Consider the following 17249-nt stretch of genomic DNA (forward strand, 5'->3'; position numbering starts at 1 on the left):
CAATCACTGGCGGGCAATCCCAGGGCTAAAACTCGCTCCAATCGGTATCGACAGCCGCATTGCCCTTGGAGAGATAGGACTTGGCAGCCGTGCTGAGCTTGGCCTGCAAGCCGCGCGCGCCCTGGCTGATCGCCTGAACCGGTCCCTTGGCGACGGGGGCCGGAACCTCCTTAGCCACCGCGGCCCGCTCTTCGAGCGCAAAGATGTCCACAATTCTGTCGAGCTGGCTGGCCTGCGCCTCGGTCTGCTCGATCGAGGCATTCATCTCCTCGACCAGCGCTGCATTGTGCTGGGTCATCTCGTCCATGGTGCGCACCGCGGTATTGACCTCGTCGATGGACGAAGCCTGTTCGCGGCTCTCCCGGGCAATGCCATTCATCAATTCGCTCGAGGAGCGCGCCGAGGCCAGGATTTCCTCGAGCCGGCTGGCCGCATCGGCCACCAGCTTGGAGCCGCCCTTGACCTCTTCGGCGCTCTGCTCGATCAGCGCCTTGACGTCGCTCGACGCCTGCGCCGCCGACTGGGCCAGGCGCCGCACTTCCACGGCCACCACGGCAAAGCCTTTGCCGGCCTCCCCGGCCCGCGCCGCTTCCACTGAGGCGTTGAGCGCCAGGAGATTGGTCTGGAAGGCGATGTCGTCGATCAGCCCGATAATATTGGAAATCTTGGCCGAAGACTGGGTGATGCGCTCCATCGCCTCGGTGGCTTCGCCCATGACCTGCCCGCCCTGCTCGGCCGTATGGGTCACGCTGGTTGCCACCGTGGACGCCTCTTTGGCGCGGTCGGCATTGGCCAGCACTGTGGATGCCAATTGCTCCATGGCCGCCGAGGTCTCTTCGATGGTCGCCGCCTGCTTGGTGGTGCGTTCGGAGAGGTCATTGGCGCCGGACAGAATTTCGCCGGTGGCCGTCTTGAGCGTGCGCGAGGTGTCGCGCAGCTGGCCCACAATATCGGCCAGTTTGTCAGCCACCGCATTGGTATCGACCTTGAGCCGGGCAAAGGCGCCCTGATAATCGCCCTGCATGCGCTGGGTCAGATCGGTATTGGCCAGCGAGGCCAGGACCGAGCCGGTTTCGCTGACACCGCGATCCACGGTCTCGACCAGCTCATTGACCGAACGGGCCAGGGTATTGAGCTCGTCATCGGGGAATTCGGCGGTAACGCGGCGGGAGAAGTCCCCGGCAATGGCCGCATCGACCACCTGCCCGAAGGCCCGCTGCAATTCCTGCATCATGGCAGCGCGTTCGGCCTGGTTGGCAACGATGCGTGCCGCCTCGGCCTCGGTCATTTCATGGACCTTGAGCGCGTTCTCACGGAATATCTCGACCGCCCGCGCCATGGCCCCGATCTCGTCGGCGCGGCGCTCGCCCTGAACCTCGACATCAAGCTCGCCGCTGGCCAGCGTCTCCATCGTATCGGTCAGGCGGGAAATGGGCCTGCTGATCGAACGGGCAAAGAAAAATCCGACCACCGCGGCAATGGCCAGCAGGATGCCGCCCACCATAATCGTCATATTGCGCATCTGGACGACCGCCGCATAGGCCTCGTCTTCCGGCTGCACGGCCGCCACGGCCCAGGTGACATCGCCCACGCTCACCGCCTGGGCCCGCACCACCATGGGGGCGCCGCGATAATCGGTGCTGATGCCTTCCCCCGTCTCGCCGGCAAAGGCGCCGGCAATGACATCGGAGGTCAGCGTCGTTGCGAGCACGTCCGGCGCCTCGGTGCGCGGCGATTCCGAGCGCAACAGCCCGTCCTGACCTACCACCACCACTTCGCCGCTGCGACCCAGGCCCGAAAGCCCGCCAACGGCATCGCTCATGACATCGGGCGAAATGGCCAGCACCATGACACCGGTCTTCTCGTCCTTGTCGAATACGGGCATGGCCATGAAGCTCTCCGGCGTGCCGGTCGGACCATAAAGCGAGAAGTCGACAAAGGCTGCCTGGCCTTCCGTCAGATCCTTGGCCATCGCGAAGGCCTGGCCCAGGCCCGAAGCGGCGGCCGTCGTATCGGTCACCACATTGGTGGCAAAATCGGTATTCTTGGCCACCGAATAGACAACATCGCCGGCCGCCGAAATCATCAGCACATCCGAATAGTCGCGTTCCAACTGCAGCGTGCGGAAGCCGGGATGATAGCGCTTGTGCACCGGATCGTAGCTGGCGCCCATCGCGCCCACGCTGTCCACGGCGGCGCGGTCTTCCGGATTCGGGCTATCGGTCACATAGGCAGTCTGCAATTGCAGCGCCGCCCGCTCCTTGAGCCCCATGCGCAATTCATCCAGCGACCGCGTCAGATTCTTCATGGCCGTCACGGTGTCGGAGCGCTGCACAAAGAGCCGCAGGTCCACTTCCGCACCCGAATAATAGTCGCTGACCAGCGCGCTCGCAGTATTGAGCGATGCCTGCATGGACTGATCGCGTTGATCCCGCACCGTGCCAAGGCCGATCAGATAGCTGGCAATGCCCACCCCGGCACTGACCACAAGCGCCGAGCCGACCAGGGCCAGCGGCAACTTCTGGGCGATCCTGAGTTGCGGAATGAACTTCATTGCAATTGTGCTCCCCAACAGCGACCGCATCCCCAAGGCCGCATGGGGACCCAACACCCATGCGCAGACGGTCGCGCGACGCCAACGCGTCATTGCGGAAACGATACCGGGCCAGGATTAATCACTTCTTACGGATAATTCCCGATGGCCCAAATTTTAGGCAAATGCCTATCACAAAAGCATTTTTCGAAAAGCAGAACGCCCTGCCACCGGGGCAGGGCGTTCGGACTCGCCAGCGCAATGCAGTGATCAGGTCAGCGCGCCGATCACCGCCTCAATGCGCTTTTTCATGGTCGAGGCATCGAAGGGCTTGATGATGTAATTGTTGACGCCAAAGGAAATGGCTTCCTTAACCTGCTCCTTGTCCGAGCGGCCCGTGGCCATGATGAACGGCATGGCCTGGGTACGGGGATGCTTGCGGATGACCTTCAACAGCGTCAGCCCGTCAATATCTTCCATGTTCCAGTCCGAAATGATCAGATCGACATTGGATTTTTCGAGCTTGCCCAGCGCATCACGCCCGGATTTGGCCTCGATGATGTCCTTGAAACCAAGCTGTGTCAGGATGTACTTACAAATTCCACGCATGGACTGCTGGTCATCGACGATCAGCACGCTAACAGCGCTTGCTTTTGGCATGGTTGTTCTTACCTCTACGCGCCTTCGGCCTTCGGGCCGCACTTGACTTAAACTCTATGGGCCAAGCGTTACAAATCTCTCAACCGTGCGATTGGCATTGTCGCGAGGCCTGACCTCATGCGGCCGATTTCAGTTTCACCAGGGCATTGGCCAGCTTGGCCGCGATCTGTTCGACCGGCGCCTGTTCCACGACCGCGCCTTCCTCAAAGGCCACGCGCGGCATCCCGTAAACCAGCGCGGATGCCTGGCTCTGTCCCACCGTATAGGCGCCCGCATCCCGCATCAGCTTGAGCCCACGCGCGCCATCCCGGCCCATCCCGGTCAAAATGGCACCCACCGCCATGGCGCCGACCGCTTTGGCCACCGATTCAAACAGCACATCGACGCTTGGCCTGTGGCCGCTTTCCAATCCGTCCTGGCCCAGCCGGCATTTGAGCTGCCCCGAAGACCGCTCGACGCGCAGGTGATAATCGCCGCGGGCCACATAGGCATGGCCGGGCAGCAGCGGCATGCGATCCTCGGCCTCAACCACCTTGAGGGCGCATAATTCATCGAGCCGTGCGGCAAAACGCCCGGTAAAGCCCGCCGGCATATGCTGGGCAATGACCACGGGCGGGCAGTCCGCCGGCATTTCGCTGAGCACGGCGCGGATGGCCTCGACCCCACCGGTCGAGGCGCCAATCGCGATAAGCGCACCATCGGGTGCAGCCGCAGTCTTGAGCGGTACCTTGCCAGTCTTGGGCGCCTCGGCCCGGCTGACAGAACGACCACGCACATCCGATTTGGCGGCCGCACGGATCTTGTCGCGCAGGCTCACGCCGAAGGCATCAAGCCCGCCGGCAAATTCCGCACTGGGCTTGGCCACGAAATCGACCGCGCCCAATTCGAGCGCCAGCAGCGTTTCGCTGGCCCCTTTCTTGGTCAGGGTCGAGACCATCACCACCGGCGTGGGCCTGAGCCGCATCAGCCGCTCGAGAAAGGCCAGCCCGTTCATATTGGGCATTTCAATGTCGAGCGTGACCACATCGGGGTCGAGCGCCTTGATCTTTTCGCGCGCATCGATCGGGTCGGTGGCGGTCCCCACCACATCGATATCCCCATCCCGCATCAGCATGCGGGCCAGAACTTCCCGGATAAGCGCCGAATCGTCGACGACCAGAACCTTGATGCTCATCATGCCGCTCGTTTGTTCAGTTTTTCACGCGACTGGTAGATGGTCTTGCCCACCAGCCGGAAGCCTTCGCCACCCGAACCAAGATTTTCGGAATGGCCGATATAAAGGAAACCCTCGGGCGCCAGCATCTTGGCAAAGCGTCCAAACATCTCGCCCTGGGTGGGCTTGTCGAAATAGATCGCCACATTGCGGCAGAAAATGGCATCGAACGGCCCCTTCATGGGCCAGGGGCCGATCAGGTTGAGAGGTTTGAACGAGACCAGGTCGCGCACCGCGGCCGGAATGCGGATCGTCCCGCCCCCGCGCTCGAACGGCCTTGCCCGCTCGGCGGACAAGCCATTGAGCTCGCTGTCCGGATAGACCCCGCCTGCGGCCTTGGCGAGCACGGCCGTGTCGATATCGGTCGCCAATATCTTGAAATCCCAGCGCTTGAGCTCGGGAAAGGCCGATAGCAGGTCCATGCCGATCGTATAGGGTTCCTGCCCGGTCGAGCAGCCAGCCGACCAGATCCGCAAGCGATTGTCGCGCGGCCGCTCGGCCATCAGCGTCGCCACATAAGACCGCAAATGCTCGAAATGATGGTCTTCGCGATAAAAGCGCGTGAGATTGGTGGTCAGCGCATTGACGAAATCCTGCCCGTCCTGCGCCGAGCCATTGCGCTCGAGATAATCGACATAGGCATCGAAGCTGGGCAATTGCAGGGCCCGGACAATCTTGGACAGCCGGGACACCACCAATGTGCGCTTGGCTTCACTCAACGAGATGCCGGCCACCGCATATACGCGGGCCTTGATACGAGCGAACTCCCGCTCGCTGAGGGAGAATTCCCCCTGTTCCATGCAACCACCCCTTTTATGCCGGTTTCTACCGGATCTAGCTGGCAGCGCGCTGGCCGAACACGATCTCCTGATCGCGGCGTTCGGCCACCGGCCTTGCGGATTGAGGCACCACCTTGGGGCGCTCATCTGCCTCCGCATCAGCCCCAATAGTGTCCGGCGCATTGCTTAGAATGCGTAAATTCTCACGCAATGCCGCGGTGATTTTTTGCAGCTCGGCCGCTTCCTCCAGCCCGATCCGGGCCTGGGAGCGTCCCTTATCGGCAATAATGCGGATATCCTTGGCCGATCGATTGGTGACCTGGGCCAATTGGCGCACTTCATCGGCCACCACGGCAAAGCCCGCTCCCTTCTCGCCGGCGCGAGCCGCTTCGACCGCGGCATTGAGTGCCAGCAGATTGGTGCGGAACGAGACATCCTCGATGCCGGCCGTCATGGTGTCGATTTCCTGGGCCATGCGATCGATCTCGCCCACCAGCGCCCGGGTGCGCGCCGCCGCCTCGTCCACCTTGGCCGCCAGCCCCTCTGCCGCGCTATTGCGCCGCTGGGCCGCCTGCAACTGCCCCTCGAGCCCCGCCATTTTCTCGACCCCGGCGGCCAGCGACGCCCGCGCCGTTTCGGCCGATTGCTCCAGCGCTGCCGCCCGCGCCTCGAACTGGGTCAGGAGGTCCTTGACCGAGGCCAGGCGGGCCTCAAGGGCAATGCGGGCCTGGGCCTGGTCGCGCTGCTGTTCATCCAGGCCCGAGAGCAGGTCCTGCGCCATCTGCGCTTCGCTGGCAAAGGGCAGCGCCTCGACAATGGCGCTGTCGCCCCGCAGCACTGACCGCATTTGCTCGACGCCTTTGTCCAGCGCCTCAAGCACAATATTGACCTCGCCCAGTACCGGCTGGGCCTCGACCGCCTCGGCCTCGAAGCGGAAACCCGTCTGCCCCTGCCGCAAGGCTTCGAGCACCAGATCGAGCCGGTCATCCTCCAGAAACTGTCCGGCCGGCCTCAATTCGAGCGCATATCGTCCCGACGGAAGCGGCCGGCGTTGCGTGACGAACCGCTTGCCCTGGAGCAGCACCAGCGCCTCTTCCGGGGCGCCACCGCCGCCCTCCAGGTAACCTGCGCCGAACAGGCCATCGAGCGTTTCGCCCTCCACCGCGCCGGGGGCCAATTGCTCCATGCCGCGGCTGGCCGCCAGAATAATGCCGTGCTCGTCTACCACCAGCAGCGGTGCATCGAGCAGCCCCAGCGCCGCGCGGAAATGATGCGCCTTTTCCAGCCGCCGGCCCAGCCGTTCCACAATCGAGGCAATCGAGAGGACTTCGCCCGGCCGGTCGGCCAGCCCGGCGGCCTGCGCTATCGCGGCCAGGCGGCGGGCATCGCGCTGATCGAAAATAGCGCCCCCCACCAGGCACCCGGCGACGGACAGCCCCGCCAGGCTGCCAATGGCCGTGAACCAGGCCGGCCCGGGGCCCATGGCTAAAAGCATGCCGCCGGCGGCAACGCCGTAAAATGTCCAGAGAGCGGAAGCGGCCAGCATAAGGCGCATTCCCCGGCGGGGAGCGCGCGAATCAACACTAAAGGCGGCACGGTCCGGCATGGCCGGACCCTATCCGCATAATGGTTAATCAAGTCTATAAGGGCGCGAACCCCGGTAAGACTTTCGTAAGTCGAGGCCCGGGTATCGGAAACTTAACAGAGCAAGAACCTAGAACAATTCGATATCGTCCACCGGCGCCGGCACCACCACGCGGCGGCGCGCGATCGCCAGTTCTTCCTGGGCCACATTGGCGCCGGCATCACTGTCGAGACGCTTGACGAAGGCGCGGCCGGAATGGGGTTTGAACAGAACGCGGCGCGCAAAGGTGCCGCCCAGATCCTCGCTCAGCACGCTATAGCCTTCATCAGCCAGGAACTGGCGCACGAATTCGATATTCTTGGCCCCCACATCGTCCAGCGCCGCATTGATCTTGCCGCCGCCGAACACCTTGATCTCAAGGTTCGCTTTCCGCCCCGAGCCCTGCGACAGGACCTTGTTTATCAATTGTTCCATGGCAAAGGCGCCGTAGCGGGCCGAGGCCCCATAGCGGTCCTTGGCCGAACCGGACTGCTCGGCGAGCAGAAAGTGGTTCATCCCGCCCACCAGCGCGACCTTGTCGCGGACACAGGCCGATATGCATGAGCCCAGAACCGTGGAAAAGGTCACGTCCGCCGCATTGGAGACATGACAATCTCCCTGATGGACAGTGGTTACGACACCACGGTCGAACTCGGGAGGCAGGGTATTGGTCGGGGGCATATCGTCTATATCTACCTCTGCGGGCGAATTGGTTCGGATGGTAGAGGAAAACTCGTTATCCAATTGCTAACCAAGACCGACGAGTTCGCTGGGCAGGAGCGATTGCGCAAGGAGAGGTTTAGAAATGGCGCTATAGGGTTGAGGGAACGGGGCTAGGATAGTTTATCAATGTCACTGCAAAAACTCGCACGAGAACTGGACGAGACGGCGCGGCAGACCGCTTCCATGCTAGAAGGCATCACCGAAGCGCTCGAAATGCTCGCCGACAAGCAGCTCAGCAAGGACCCCACGGTCCGTGAAGCGGTACAGCACATCATCACCGCGCTTCAGGGGCAGGACCGTATCGAGCAGCGCTGCCACAATATGGCTTTGGCCGTGCGCCAATTCGCGCTTCTGCCGCCCACCGCACCCGATAGCGTCTATGACGAAATCTGGGCCAGCCTGACGCTGGACGAATTGCGCGTCCCTGCGCTGTCCGGCATTGCCGCCCATCAGGCGCACGGCGACGCCGAGCTGTTCTAGGCTTCCTTCCGGTCTTTTTCCGAACGCTGGCGCCCCGGGCGCCTTTTTGCGTTTGAGCAGAGCACAAGTGAGAGCTGCGCCAGGCGCCGACATCCGCAGCTCTCAAACCACCCGCCCATCATCGACATCGGACACCTTCAAAAAAAAATCTCGCGACTTTGTCACACGGCCACCGCCCACAGCGTCAAAGGGACGGCGAGCCAATGACGGCGTTGCCAAAACACTGAAGGAAAACAAGATGACCCAACGCATGCAGAACCCCGCCTTTGCCGTCACCAATGTCGGCCCCGCCCTTATTGCATTGGGACAGGCCCTTGCCGCCGCCCGCACAGGCAATGTCCCGCCCAGGCTTGCCCTGCTGACCCATGTGCGCACCAGCCAGCTCAATGGTTGCAGTTACTGCGTCAGTTTCCATTCCCGCGAAGCGCGGAAGGCCGGCGAGACCGAGGACCGGCTCTATGCAATTGCCGCCTGGCGTCATTCGAGCCTGTTCTCCGAGGCCGAGAAAGTGGCCCTCGAATTGACCGAAGCGGTCACCCTGGTGGATGGTGGCGAAATGGTATCGGATGCGCTCTGGACCGAAGCCGGCCGTCACTTTACCCAGGAGGAGCTGGCTGCCCTGCTTCTTGAGATTGCCACTACCAATCTGTGGAACCGGCTCAACGCCGCAACGCGGCAGCAATTTCACGTTAAAGCCGCCGCTGCCGCTTGATGCCGGACAATCGGGGATCGGCTGGCCGCCGATCCCCCAGGGACCATGAGATGACCGACATAAGCTTGCTCAATGAATTTGAAGCCAACCGCCCGCGCCTGATGAACATCGCCCGGCGCCTTCTCGGTTCGGCAAGCGATGCCGAGGATGCCGTACAGGACACGTGGCTCAGGCTCGTTAGCAGCGACGCCATCATAGACAATGTCGGCGGCTGGCTGACCACAGTTGTCAGCCGGTTGTGCCTTGACCGGCTTCGCAGTCGCAAGCGCCGTGCCGAGGACACGCTGGAACCCGCAGAGGAATATATCGTGTCCACCACCGATTTGCCCGATGCGGCACGCGATCTGGCCGATGCCGTGGGCGACGCCATGGCCCAGGTGATTGAGCGCCTTCATCCGGCCGAGCGCGTCGCCTTCATTCTCCATGACATGTTCGACGTGCCCTTCGAGACTATCGGCACTATCCTTGGTCACAGTTCAGCCTCAGCGCGGCAATTGGCCAGCCGGGCGCGCCGCCGGGTACAATCCGGTCCGCTGGCGACGCCAGCGCGCGAAGCTCGCGAGGCCGCAGTGTCAGCTTTTCTCCGCGCCTCGCGCCAAGGCGATCTGCCCGGGCTCATCGCGCTATTGGCGCCCGATGTCGCATTCAATTTCGACGATGTGGCCGCGCGGCTCGGCTCCGAACAAGGCCTTCATGGAGCCGAAGCTGTAGCACACTTCTTCAGCGGTCGTGCCCAGACAGCCGAGCTGGCAATGGTCGATGGCGACCCGGGCATTGTCATCGCTCCCGCGGGCACCATCGCTTTGGCTTTGCGCATCAGCTTTGCCGGCAACCGTATTGCGGCAATCGAAGCCATTGCCGATCCCGCTTTCATCGCGGAAATGGCCATTCGCGCACTTGATTGATCCTAGGGGCAGCCCCGGCATTTCGCCATCCAGCCACCCGCGCATATGCCGCTCCCGGGGGCCAAACAAAAAGGGCGCCGCCCGGCGCCCTTCCCAAAATTCCGGTCTCGAACCTGTCCGGCCCTAGCCGTCCATCTTGGCGCCCGAGACCACGGCATGCAGATCGATCAGCCCGACCATGCGGCTGTCATGGGTGACAATGCCATTGAGCAATTCGGTATCGATGGAATTGCCCTCGGGCACATTATGAATATCGTCGCGGTTGACGGTGAGAATGTCACTCACCGCATCGACCAGGATACCGACCCATTTGTCGCCCACGCTCATCACCACCACGACATGGTTCTTGGTGGGCGAGGTCTGGCCGTCGCCGAAACGGGCGCGCAGATCGAAGATCGGCACGATGGTGCCGCGCAGATTGATGACCCCGCGCACGAATTCGCGGGTATTGGGCAATGGGGTCGCGCCATTCCAGGCGCGGATTTCCCTGACCGTGGTGATTTCCACGCCATAGGTCTGTTCGCCGATCGAAAACGCAATCAGCTGCAAGGTGTTCTGACCGACCGCGGCCGTCTTGTCGCCCATATCGTCGCGAAGGCTCAGCGCTTCCATATTTCTCGCCTCTTCATGCCCGCCCGTCCTGGGCGTTTCCTTCAATCTAACGCGTCAATCGACGCCAATTCCTTAACAGCGGCATGCGCTTTGCTGCTACGCCGCGTTCTGGTGCAGATGGGTGGTACGCAACCCCTGCACGTCCACGATCAGGGCCACATTGCCGTCGCCCAATATGGTGCCGCCGGCAATGCCGTCCACGCTCTCGAAATTCTCCTCGAGCGATTTGATCACCACCTGCTGCTGGCCGATAATATCGTCCACCACCAGCGCCACTTTCTGGTTGCCCTCGGCCTCGCACAGCACCACGAACTGATCGTCCGGATTCTGCTGGCTGGTGAGCTCGAAACGCTGCGCCAGGTCGATGACCTGCACATATTCGCCGCGCACCTGCAGCACCCGTCCGCCCGAGGGCACCCGCTCGAAGCTGGCGCGCGAACACTGCATGGTTTCAACAATGGACGAGAGCGGCACCACATAGGGGCCGCCGCCCACCTTGACCAGCATGACATCGAGCACCGCCAGGGTCAGCGGCAGCCTCAGGGTCATGCGGCAACCCTTGCCGGTCCAGCTTCTGACATGCACCGAACCGCCGATCTTCTTGATATTGGACAGGACCACGTCCATGCCCACACCGCGGCCCGAAATATCGCTCACCGCCTCGGCAGTGGAAAAACCCGGCGCAAAGATCAGCTGGTCGATCTGCTCATCGGTTGGGGTGATATCGGGCGCCACGATCCCCTTGTCGCGGGCCAGGCCCAGAACGCGTTCACGATTGATGCCAGCGCCATCGTCCTCGACGATGATGAGAATATTGCCGCCCGCCTGCTCGGCGGAAAGCCGGATCGTGCCGGTCTCGGGCTTGCCGGCCGCCAGCCGCTTTTCCGGGCTTTCAATGCCATGATCGGCCGAATTGCGGATCATATGGGTCAAGGGATCGGAGAGCTGCTCGATCACCGTCTTGTCGATTTCGGTGTTCTCGCCAATGGTCTCGAGCTTGATCTTTTTCGAGGTCTTGCTCGCCAGCTCGCGCACCAGGCGCGGCATGCGGCTGAACACCGATTTGACCGGCTGGGCCCGGATCGCCATCACCGAATCCTGCAGTCCCCGCGTGGTCTGGGCCAGAACTTCGAGGCCCCGCACCAATTCGGTATAGCGGGCGCGCAGGGTTTCATCCATCTGCTGGGTCAGCATGGACTGGGTAATGACCAGTTCACCCACCATGTTGACGACGCGGTCCACCTTATCGAGATCGACGCGGATCGACTGCACTCCGACCGAGCGCCCGCCGCCTTCCTCGCTGTCCCCATTGGACGATGGCGCCTTGGCAGCGGCCACCGGCGCGGCCTCGGGCTTGGCGGCAGGTGCGGGCGGCTTGATCTCGTCGGCCAGCGCCGCAAAGCTGATCGCCGGCGCCTCTTCGAACTTGTCCTGGCTGCCTGCCGGCGCGGCCTTGGGCTCTGGCGCAAAGGCGGCTGGCGGCGTCACGGGCTCCTGCGGGGCGGCCACTTCCTCTTCGGTCAAGGCAAGCAGGCTCGACAGGTCCGGCTCGGCATCGACCTCAGCGGCCATTGCGGCCGGCTCGGCGATATCGGGCACCAGATCGGCAAATCCGGGAACCATCCCGGCCTGGGCAATGACGATATCGCAATCGCCATCGACAAATTCGAAGACCTCGCGAATATCGCTTTCGCTCAGGCCCGGCGCGATCAGCGTGATCTCCCAGGAGCAATAGACGGCAAAGGGCTCGAAATCGCTCAGCGGCGGCACATCGCCCATAATGGCACGCACGCTCATCGTGCCCAGGGCCGCCAGCTCGCGGAACAGCAGCAGCGGATCATTGGCCCGCGCATAAAGCGCGCGATGCGGCGTGAACCGGATTTCCCATTGGCCCTCGGCCACCGTCATCGGCGCGGCCTCGAACACATCCTCCACCGGCGCTTCGCCGGCGGCCATGGGCGCGTCGAGATTGACCATGACCGGCGTGAAATCGATGTCGAAATCCTCGACGATCTCGCCGCCCATATCCTCGCCGTTCTCACCCTCGCCCGCGGTCTCGCCGCGCGCCAAGGCGTCGAAGCGCGCCTTTTCCTCGGCGCCATAATCGGCGGACAGGCCCTCGCCGGTCTGGGCGGCATTGACGTGATCGGCGACAATATCATTGGCGCGGATGCATAGATGCACCACATCGTCGGTCAGTTCGATCCGGCCGTCGCGCACATAATCGAGCAGGGTTTCATAGGCATGGGCAAAGCCCACCAGCGCCGAAAAGCCGAAGGCGCCCGCGCCGCCCTTGATCGAATGGATGGCCCGGAACACCGCATTGAGGCGGTCGGCCCCGCGCTCGCCCTCCTCAATGGCGGCGAACTGCTCTTCCAGCTCAGTCAAAAGCTCGGAACATTCGTCGAAATAGGTGGCCTTGAAGTCGTCCAGATCACTCATTCGTTTCGCTCATCCGACCCTTCTGGGTCGTTTCTAGTCCGGGGTTCAGTGCACGACGCGGTGGATGACCGAGATCAGCTTTTCCGGATCGAACGGCTTGACGATCCAGCCGGTCCCGCCGGCGGCCTTGCCCTGGTCGCGCTTGTCCTGGCTGGTTTCGGTGGTCAGGATCAGGATGGGGAGCGAATTATGTTGCCCGGTGGCGCGCACATTCTTGATGAATTCAATGCCGTCCATCACCGGCATATTGATGTCGGTGATGACCACGTCGACCGTCTCGGCCCTGAGCATATCCAGACCCTGCTTGCCATCCTCGGCCTGCAGCACCTCGAACCCGGCATTGCTCAGGGTGTGGTGCAGCATGGCCAGAATTGTGCGTGAATCGTCGACCGTAAGTACGCGCAGCGTCATTGTTTCATCATCCCCGAAAACTGGGCCTCAAGGCCCAGCCGCTCGATCGCGGCACTCATGGCCGCGCTTGGCGCTTCAATTGCGAAATCAAAATGGTGTCTCCGGGCCGTTTCAGCGGCGCTGACCAGCAGCAGCAGGGCATTGGTCGAAACCCGCTCGACCGCGCCGGCCTGCACCGTCACCGGTCCATCCTCCAATGCGTCGATCAACTGGTCGCGAATGGCATCGATCGCATCAAGATCGATAACCTCTGGCAAGGCGACCGTCTGCTGAATTTGCTTGGCCATAATATAAGGGTGCCCCCGGAGCTCTCTCCAAGCCGCATATTCAGCCCCAACGGTTTAAGAATTGCTAACTATGAGGCGTGCCCGCAGGGACTGAGCGCGCCAGTGGCGCGATCAGAGCCGAATAGGCCCGGAGAGCTATGCTCGCAGGGCTGGGCCAAGAACTCCGGGGCCGGGCGCCCCAGCGGAGCGACCGGAGGCGCAGAGGCCTTGAGACTTCGCTGGCGGTCCACAGGACAAAGGGCTCCGGCGGAGCCCTTTGAGCCAAGAAGGCCATGAGAGCTGTGCTCGAATGGCAGCTCGAAAGGCGATCCCGTCCGCATCGCGCCTCACCCGCATATCCAGCTCGTTGCCAACTGGCCCGCGGGTCGAGCCCGAGGGCGGCACAGTGATATTTCCCGCCCCATGCCCCGACCGAAGTTCCGAGAAATCCTTGCCCCCGTCGGCACACGGCGCTATCGCATGCCGCAACACCCGAACTGGACCGCCCCATGCCCACCAAAATCGCCCTCACCGGCCTTGCCCGTGACCTTGCCGCCCGCGCCGACCAGGGCAAGACCATCCGTGTCGGCGTGATCGGCTCGGGCGAGATGGGCACGGATCTGGTCACCCAGATGAGCCTGATGCCGGGCATCGAAATGGCGGCCGTCGCCACGCGCCGCCCCCATACCGCGCTCGATGCCATGACCATTGCCTATGGCGAGAACAGCATGGGCAAGGTGGCCGACACGCCTGCTGCCGCCACCGCGGCCATCGAACAGGGCAAGATCGCCATCACCTCGGCTGAAACGCTGGTGACCACTCCCAATATCGATGTGGTGATCGACGCCACCGGCAAGCCGGGCGTCGCCGCCGATTACGACCTGATGGCCATGGAACATGGCAAGCATCTGGTGATGATGAATGTCGAGGCCGACGTCACCATCGGGCCCTATTTGAAGGCCCAGGCCGACAAGCTGGGCGTCGTCTATTCGGTCGGCGCTGGCGACGAACCCTCATCCTGCATGGAGCTGATCGAATTTGTCTCCGCGCTTGGCCTCGACATTGTCGCGGCCGGCAAGGGCAAGAACAATCCGCTCAAACATGATGCCGTGCCCGATGACTATCGCGAGGAAGCCACGCGCCGGAACATGAACCCGCGCATGCTGGTGGAATTTGTCGACGGCTCCAAGACAGCCGTGGAAATGACGGCCATTGCCAATGCCACAGGGCTCAAGCCCGATATTCCGGGCATGCACGGCCCCGCCACCCATCGCGATGACATGGCCAAGGTACTCATTCCCAAGGCCGATGGCGGTATTCTCAATTCATCCGGCGTGGTCGATTTCACCATCGGCAAGGGCGTGGCGCCGGGCGTCTTCGTCATCGTCAAGGCAGAGCATCCCCGCATCATCGAGCGCATGGACGACCTGCATATCGGCCATGGGCCCTATTACGCCTTCTTCCGACCCTATCATTTGACCAGCCTTGAAGTGCCGCTCACCTGCGCCCGCATCATGCTGACCGGCAGGCCCGACATGGTGCCCTTGGCCACCCCGGTGGCCGAGGTCTGCGCGGTCGCCAAGCGCGATCTCAAGCCCGGCGAGCCGCTCGATGCCATTGGCGAAACCTGCTATCGCTCCTATGCCATGACCATCACCGATGCCCGCGCCGCCGGCGCCCTGCCGGTGGGCCTGCTGGAGGGCGGCAAGGTGACTGCACCGGTGAAAAAAGGGGAGCTGCTGACCAGCGCCAATGCCCAGCCCGACAGCTCTACCCGCCTTTTTGCGCTGCGGCGCGAACAGGATAAAATGCTGGGCTACACCTAAAAAATCCCGGGTTGCCACATTCTGGGCGCGCTTGACCGCATCATGCCATGCGTAGACCAAAGGATAGACAATCTATGCGCCTTTTTGCCGCTTTCGCTCTGATCCTGTCGCTTATGCCCTCGGCAGCGCTGGCCCAGCCGGCAGAAAAGATAAAGGCCCTGCCAGACTGTGCGGCCCTGGCGGCCTCCATATCCGAGCTGGTGGTTGGACCCGATACGTCCATCGAGGATGTCGAGGGCGGATGCCACGCCAGCAATGTCGCCTTCGCAGTGTCCAATTATGTGCATTACACCATTGAGGAGGTGACGCTGCGCGGCCCCGACCTGTTGCACGCCTACCCGGCCGGCGACATTTTGCCCGCCGCGGACCTCTCCATTAAAGGCATGCGCATTGCGCCCCAGACCGGCTCGCCGCTGCAGGATTACATCACCGGATTGATGGCAATGGTGATGGACCTGCACCTCGTCTATGAGACCGACCCCGAGGCGCTGACCAGCACGGTTTCTTTCGACTTCAAAACCGACCGGCTGGGAAGCCTTTTTCTCACCGCCTCGCTGTCAGACTTCGATAATACCGATATGGAGTCGGTCGACCGCGGTGAGATCAATGGCCGTCTCAATCAACTGGCCCTGAAGCTGGATGATCGGGGCCTGTTCGCCACCGTTTTCGCGCCCATGGTGCTCGGACTCTTGCCCTTTGACGAGGACCCGCGCCCTAGGATCGGCGTGATCAAGGCCGACATATTGGCCATGCTCGACATGATGCCCAATCGCAGCCTGAGCGATGAATCTCGCCAAGCCCTGGCCACCTATATCGACGCTTTTCCAAAGCCGGAAGGCAATTGGAGCTTTGACGTCATAAGCCCGGACGGTCTTGTTCTGGCCGATTTCGCGGGTAATTGGGCCGGACTGGCCGATGCGCTTGCTGACACCGTGATCGTTGCCGTTCGGGACCCCGCCGAGCCATAGCGGCTACTGCCGCTGAAGATGCAACAAAGGGGCCTGCCTTTCGGCAAACCCCTTTGTTTGTGTTGGTCAGGCGCTGTGACTAGCTGCCGCGAATGGCGATCTTGCCTTTGCGGCCCGGCTCACCACTGGCGGCGACGGCTTTGGCGACCTCGTCGAGCCCATAGCTCGCTTCAATGGCCAGTTTGAGCTTGCCCGAGGCCGCGTCGGCGACAACCTCCCCGAGCAATTGACCGATCCGTTCCGGCTGAACCGGCGGATTGGCACCCCAGAACCCTTTGACCGTAATGCGTCGGAACAGGAGGTGACTGGCCGATATTTCAAGTGGCTTCTCGGTCATGGCGCCGAAGCTGATCAATTCAGCTCCGTCCGCCAGAATGCCAACCAATTGCTCGGCGCCCTCGCCGCCAAGCGATTCCACCCCACGCACAATGGGGGCGCCACCGGTGATGGCGCGCACCCTGTCCTGCCAATCGGCTCCCTCGGTCGCCACAATATTGTCGAAACCGAGCGCTGCCATTTCGGCAACCGCTTCAGGACGGCGGACCAGACCCAGCACATTGATGCCAAGCTCTGCGCCATATTGTGCCACCAGCTTCCCAACCGCGCCATTGGCCGCGTTCAGGGCAATCCACTGACCTTTCTCGACCCCAAGCGTATCGAGCAGCATTTTGGCGCTCAGCGGCATGGAAACGAGCTGGCAGGCCGTTTCATCGTCAACACTGGCCGGAACGGGAACAACGCGGCGCGCATCGGCAAGATAGTAGTCAGCCCAGGTGCCCTGGGCACCACCGGCTACACGCTGCCCCATCTGCAAATGCGTCACGCCCTCGCCCAGGGCCTCAACCACACCAACAGCTTCGGTGCCGGCCCCTGCGGGCAGGCTCGGCTTGAAGCCATATTGCCCCGCAGTGGTCATCAGGTCGTGATTGTGGACAGGGGACAGAACCATGCGCACCAGAACCTGCCCCGCGCCGGGCTGCGGACGGTCAACCTCCTCGGTGCTGAGGACATTCTGGGGCAGACCGAACTGCGAATAAACGGCGCGCTTCATAGCGGACTCCTTACATTGGTCCGCCGGAAATAGGCGCATTGACG

The 17249-nt window shown here is 62.6% G+C and carries 16 protein-coding genes; 5 read left to right on the top strand and 11 right to left on the bottom strand.

The features are described from left to right. Nucleotides 1-25: 25 nt before the first annotated feature. The 6 genes from V8Z65_RS16320 to V8Z65_RS16345 form a co-directional block, all read right to left on the bottom strand. Nucleotides 26-2554, bottom strand: coding sequence for a methyl-accepting chemotaxis protein (locus V8Z65_RS16320; protein WP_338721207.1), 2529 nt, complete (start codon nt 2552-2554; stop codon nt 26-28). A 249-nt stretch (nt 2555-2803) separates the two neighbouring features. Continuing rightward, the gene (locus tag V8Z65_RS16325) at nt 2804-3193 is read right to left on the bottom strand and encodes a response regulator (RefSeq protein WP_104892861.1); all 390 of its coding nucleotides are present in this window, start codon (nt 3191-3193) and stop codon (nt 2804-2806) included. A 115-nt stretch (nt 3194-3308) separates the two neighbouring features. Then, the gene (locus V8Z65_RS16330; protein WP_338721208.1) at nt 3309-4370 is read right to left on the bottom strand and encodes a chemotaxis response regulator protein-glutamate methylesterase; all 1062 of its coding nucleotides are present in this window, start codon (nt 4368-4370) and stop codon (nt 3309-3311) included. Next, a complete protein-coding gene (locus tag V8Z65_RS16335; RefSeq protein WP_338721209.1) occupies nt 4367-5206 on the bottom strand; it encodes a protein-glutamate O-methyltransferase CheR in 840 nt (279 codons plus the stop codon). Before V8Z65_RS16335 ends, V8Z65_RS16330 begins: the two co-directional genes overlap by 4 nt. A 34-nt stretch (nt 5207-5240) precedes the next feature. Beyond that, the gene (locus tag V8Z65_RS16340; protein ID WP_338721210.1) at nt 5241-6731 is read right to left on the bottom strand and encodes a methyl-accepting chemotaxis protein; all 1491 of its coding nucleotides are present in this window, start codon (nt 6729-6731) and stop codon (nt 5241-5243) included. Between the two features lie 168 nt (nt 6732-6899). Further along, complete coding sequence (locus tag V8Z65_RS16345) at nt 6900-7490, bottom strand: chemotaxis protein CheD (RefSeq protein ID WP_338721211.1); 591 nt, start codon at nt 7488-7490, stop codon at nt 6900-6902. Nucleotides 7491-7658: 168 nt separating this feature from the next. Between V8Z65_RS16345 and V8Z65_RS16350 the strand changes: the two genes are divergently transcribed. The 3 genes from V8Z65_RS16350 (at nt 7659) to V8Z65_RS16360 (ending at nt 9629) form a co-directional block, all read left to right on the top strand. After that, the gene (locus tag V8Z65_RS16350) at nt 7659-8012 is read left to right on the top strand and encodes a hypothetical protein (protein WP_338721212.1); all 354 of its coding nucleotides are present in this window, start codon (nt 7659-7661) and stop codon (nt 8010-8012) included. A gap of 238 nt (nt 8013-8250) precedes the next feature. After that, nucleotides 8251-8724, top strand: coding sequence for a carboxymuconolactone decarboxylase family protein (locus V8Z65_RS16355; RefSeq protein WP_338721213.1), 474 nt, complete (start codon nt 8251-8253; stop codon nt 8722-8724). Between the two features lie 50 nt (nt 8725-8774). Next, on the top strand, nt 8775-9629 hold the full coding sequence (locus V8Z65_RS16360; RefSeq protein WP_338721214.1) for a sigma-70 family RNA polymerase sigma factor: 855 nt from the start codon (nt 8775-8777) through the stop codon (nt 9627-9629). Nucleotides 9630-9752: 123 nt separating this feature from the next. On the opposite strand, the gene V8Z65_RS16365 is transcribed toward V8Z65_RS16360, so the two are convergent. The 4 genes from V8Z65_RS16365 to V8Z65_RS16380 form a co-directional block, all read right to left on the bottom strand. Next, nucleotides 9753-10241 (bottom strand): chemotaxis protein CheW, encoded by a 489-nt coding sequence (locus V8Z65_RS16365; RefSeq protein ID WP_338721215.1) that lies wholly within the window; start codon nt 10239-10241, stop codon nt 9753-9755. 96 nt (nt 10242-10337) lie between these two features. Beyond that, entirely contained in the window at nt 10338-12683 is a 2346-nt protein-coding gene (locus V8Z65_RS16370; protein ID WP_338721216.1) for a chemotaxis protein CheA, read from the bottom strand. 45 nt (nt 12684-12728) lie between these two features. Further along, a complete protein-coding gene (locus V8Z65_RS16375) occupies nt 12729-13094 on the bottom strand; it encodes a response regulator (protein ID WP_338721217.1) in 366 nt (121 codons plus the stop codon). Beyond that, nucleotides 13091-13381 carry an STAS domain-containing protein gene (locus V8Z65_RS16380; protein ID WP_338721218.1) on the bottom strand — a complete coding sequence of 97 codons (291 nt, stop codon included), beginning with the start codon at nt 13379-13381 and terminating at the stop codon, nt 13091-13093. Before V8Z65_RS16380 ends, V8Z65_RS16375 begins: the two co-directional genes overlap by 4 nt. A 488-nt stretch (nt 13382-13869) precedes the next feature. Here V8Z65_RS16380 and V8Z65_RS16385 point away from each other — a divergent pair, with 488 nt between their 5' ends. Both V8Z65_RS16385 and V8Z65_RS16390 read left to right on the top strand, forming a co-directional pair. Further along, nucleotides 13870-15186 (top strand): NAD(P)H-dependent oxidoreductase, encoded by a 1317-nt coding sequence (locus V8Z65_RS16385; RefSeq protein WP_338721219.1) that lies wholly within the window; start codon nt 13870-13872, stop codon nt 15184-15186. A gap of 74 nt (nt 15187-15260) precedes the next feature. Further along, nucleotides 15261-16154: a hypothetical protein gene (locus V8Z65_RS16390; protein WP_338721220.1), complete on the top strand. Its 894-nt coding sequence runs from the start codon at nt 15261-15263 to the stop codon at nt 16152-16154. A gap of 79 nt (nt 16155-16233) precedes the next feature. Here V8Z65_RS16390 and V8Z65_RS16395 read toward each other — a convergent pair whose 3' ends face one another. Beyond that, nucleotides 16234-17205, bottom strand: coding sequence for a zinc-binding dehydrogenase (locus V8Z65_RS16395; protein WP_338721221.1), 972 nt, complete (start codon nt 17203-17205; stop codon nt 16234-16236). Between the last annotated feature and the right edge of the window lie 44 nt (nt 17206-17249).

Source organism: Devosia sp. XK-2, from assembly GCF_037113415.1.
In the GTDB taxonomy this organism is placed as follows: Bacteria; Pseudomonadota; Alphaproteobacteria; order Rhizobiales; family Devosiaceae; genus Devosia.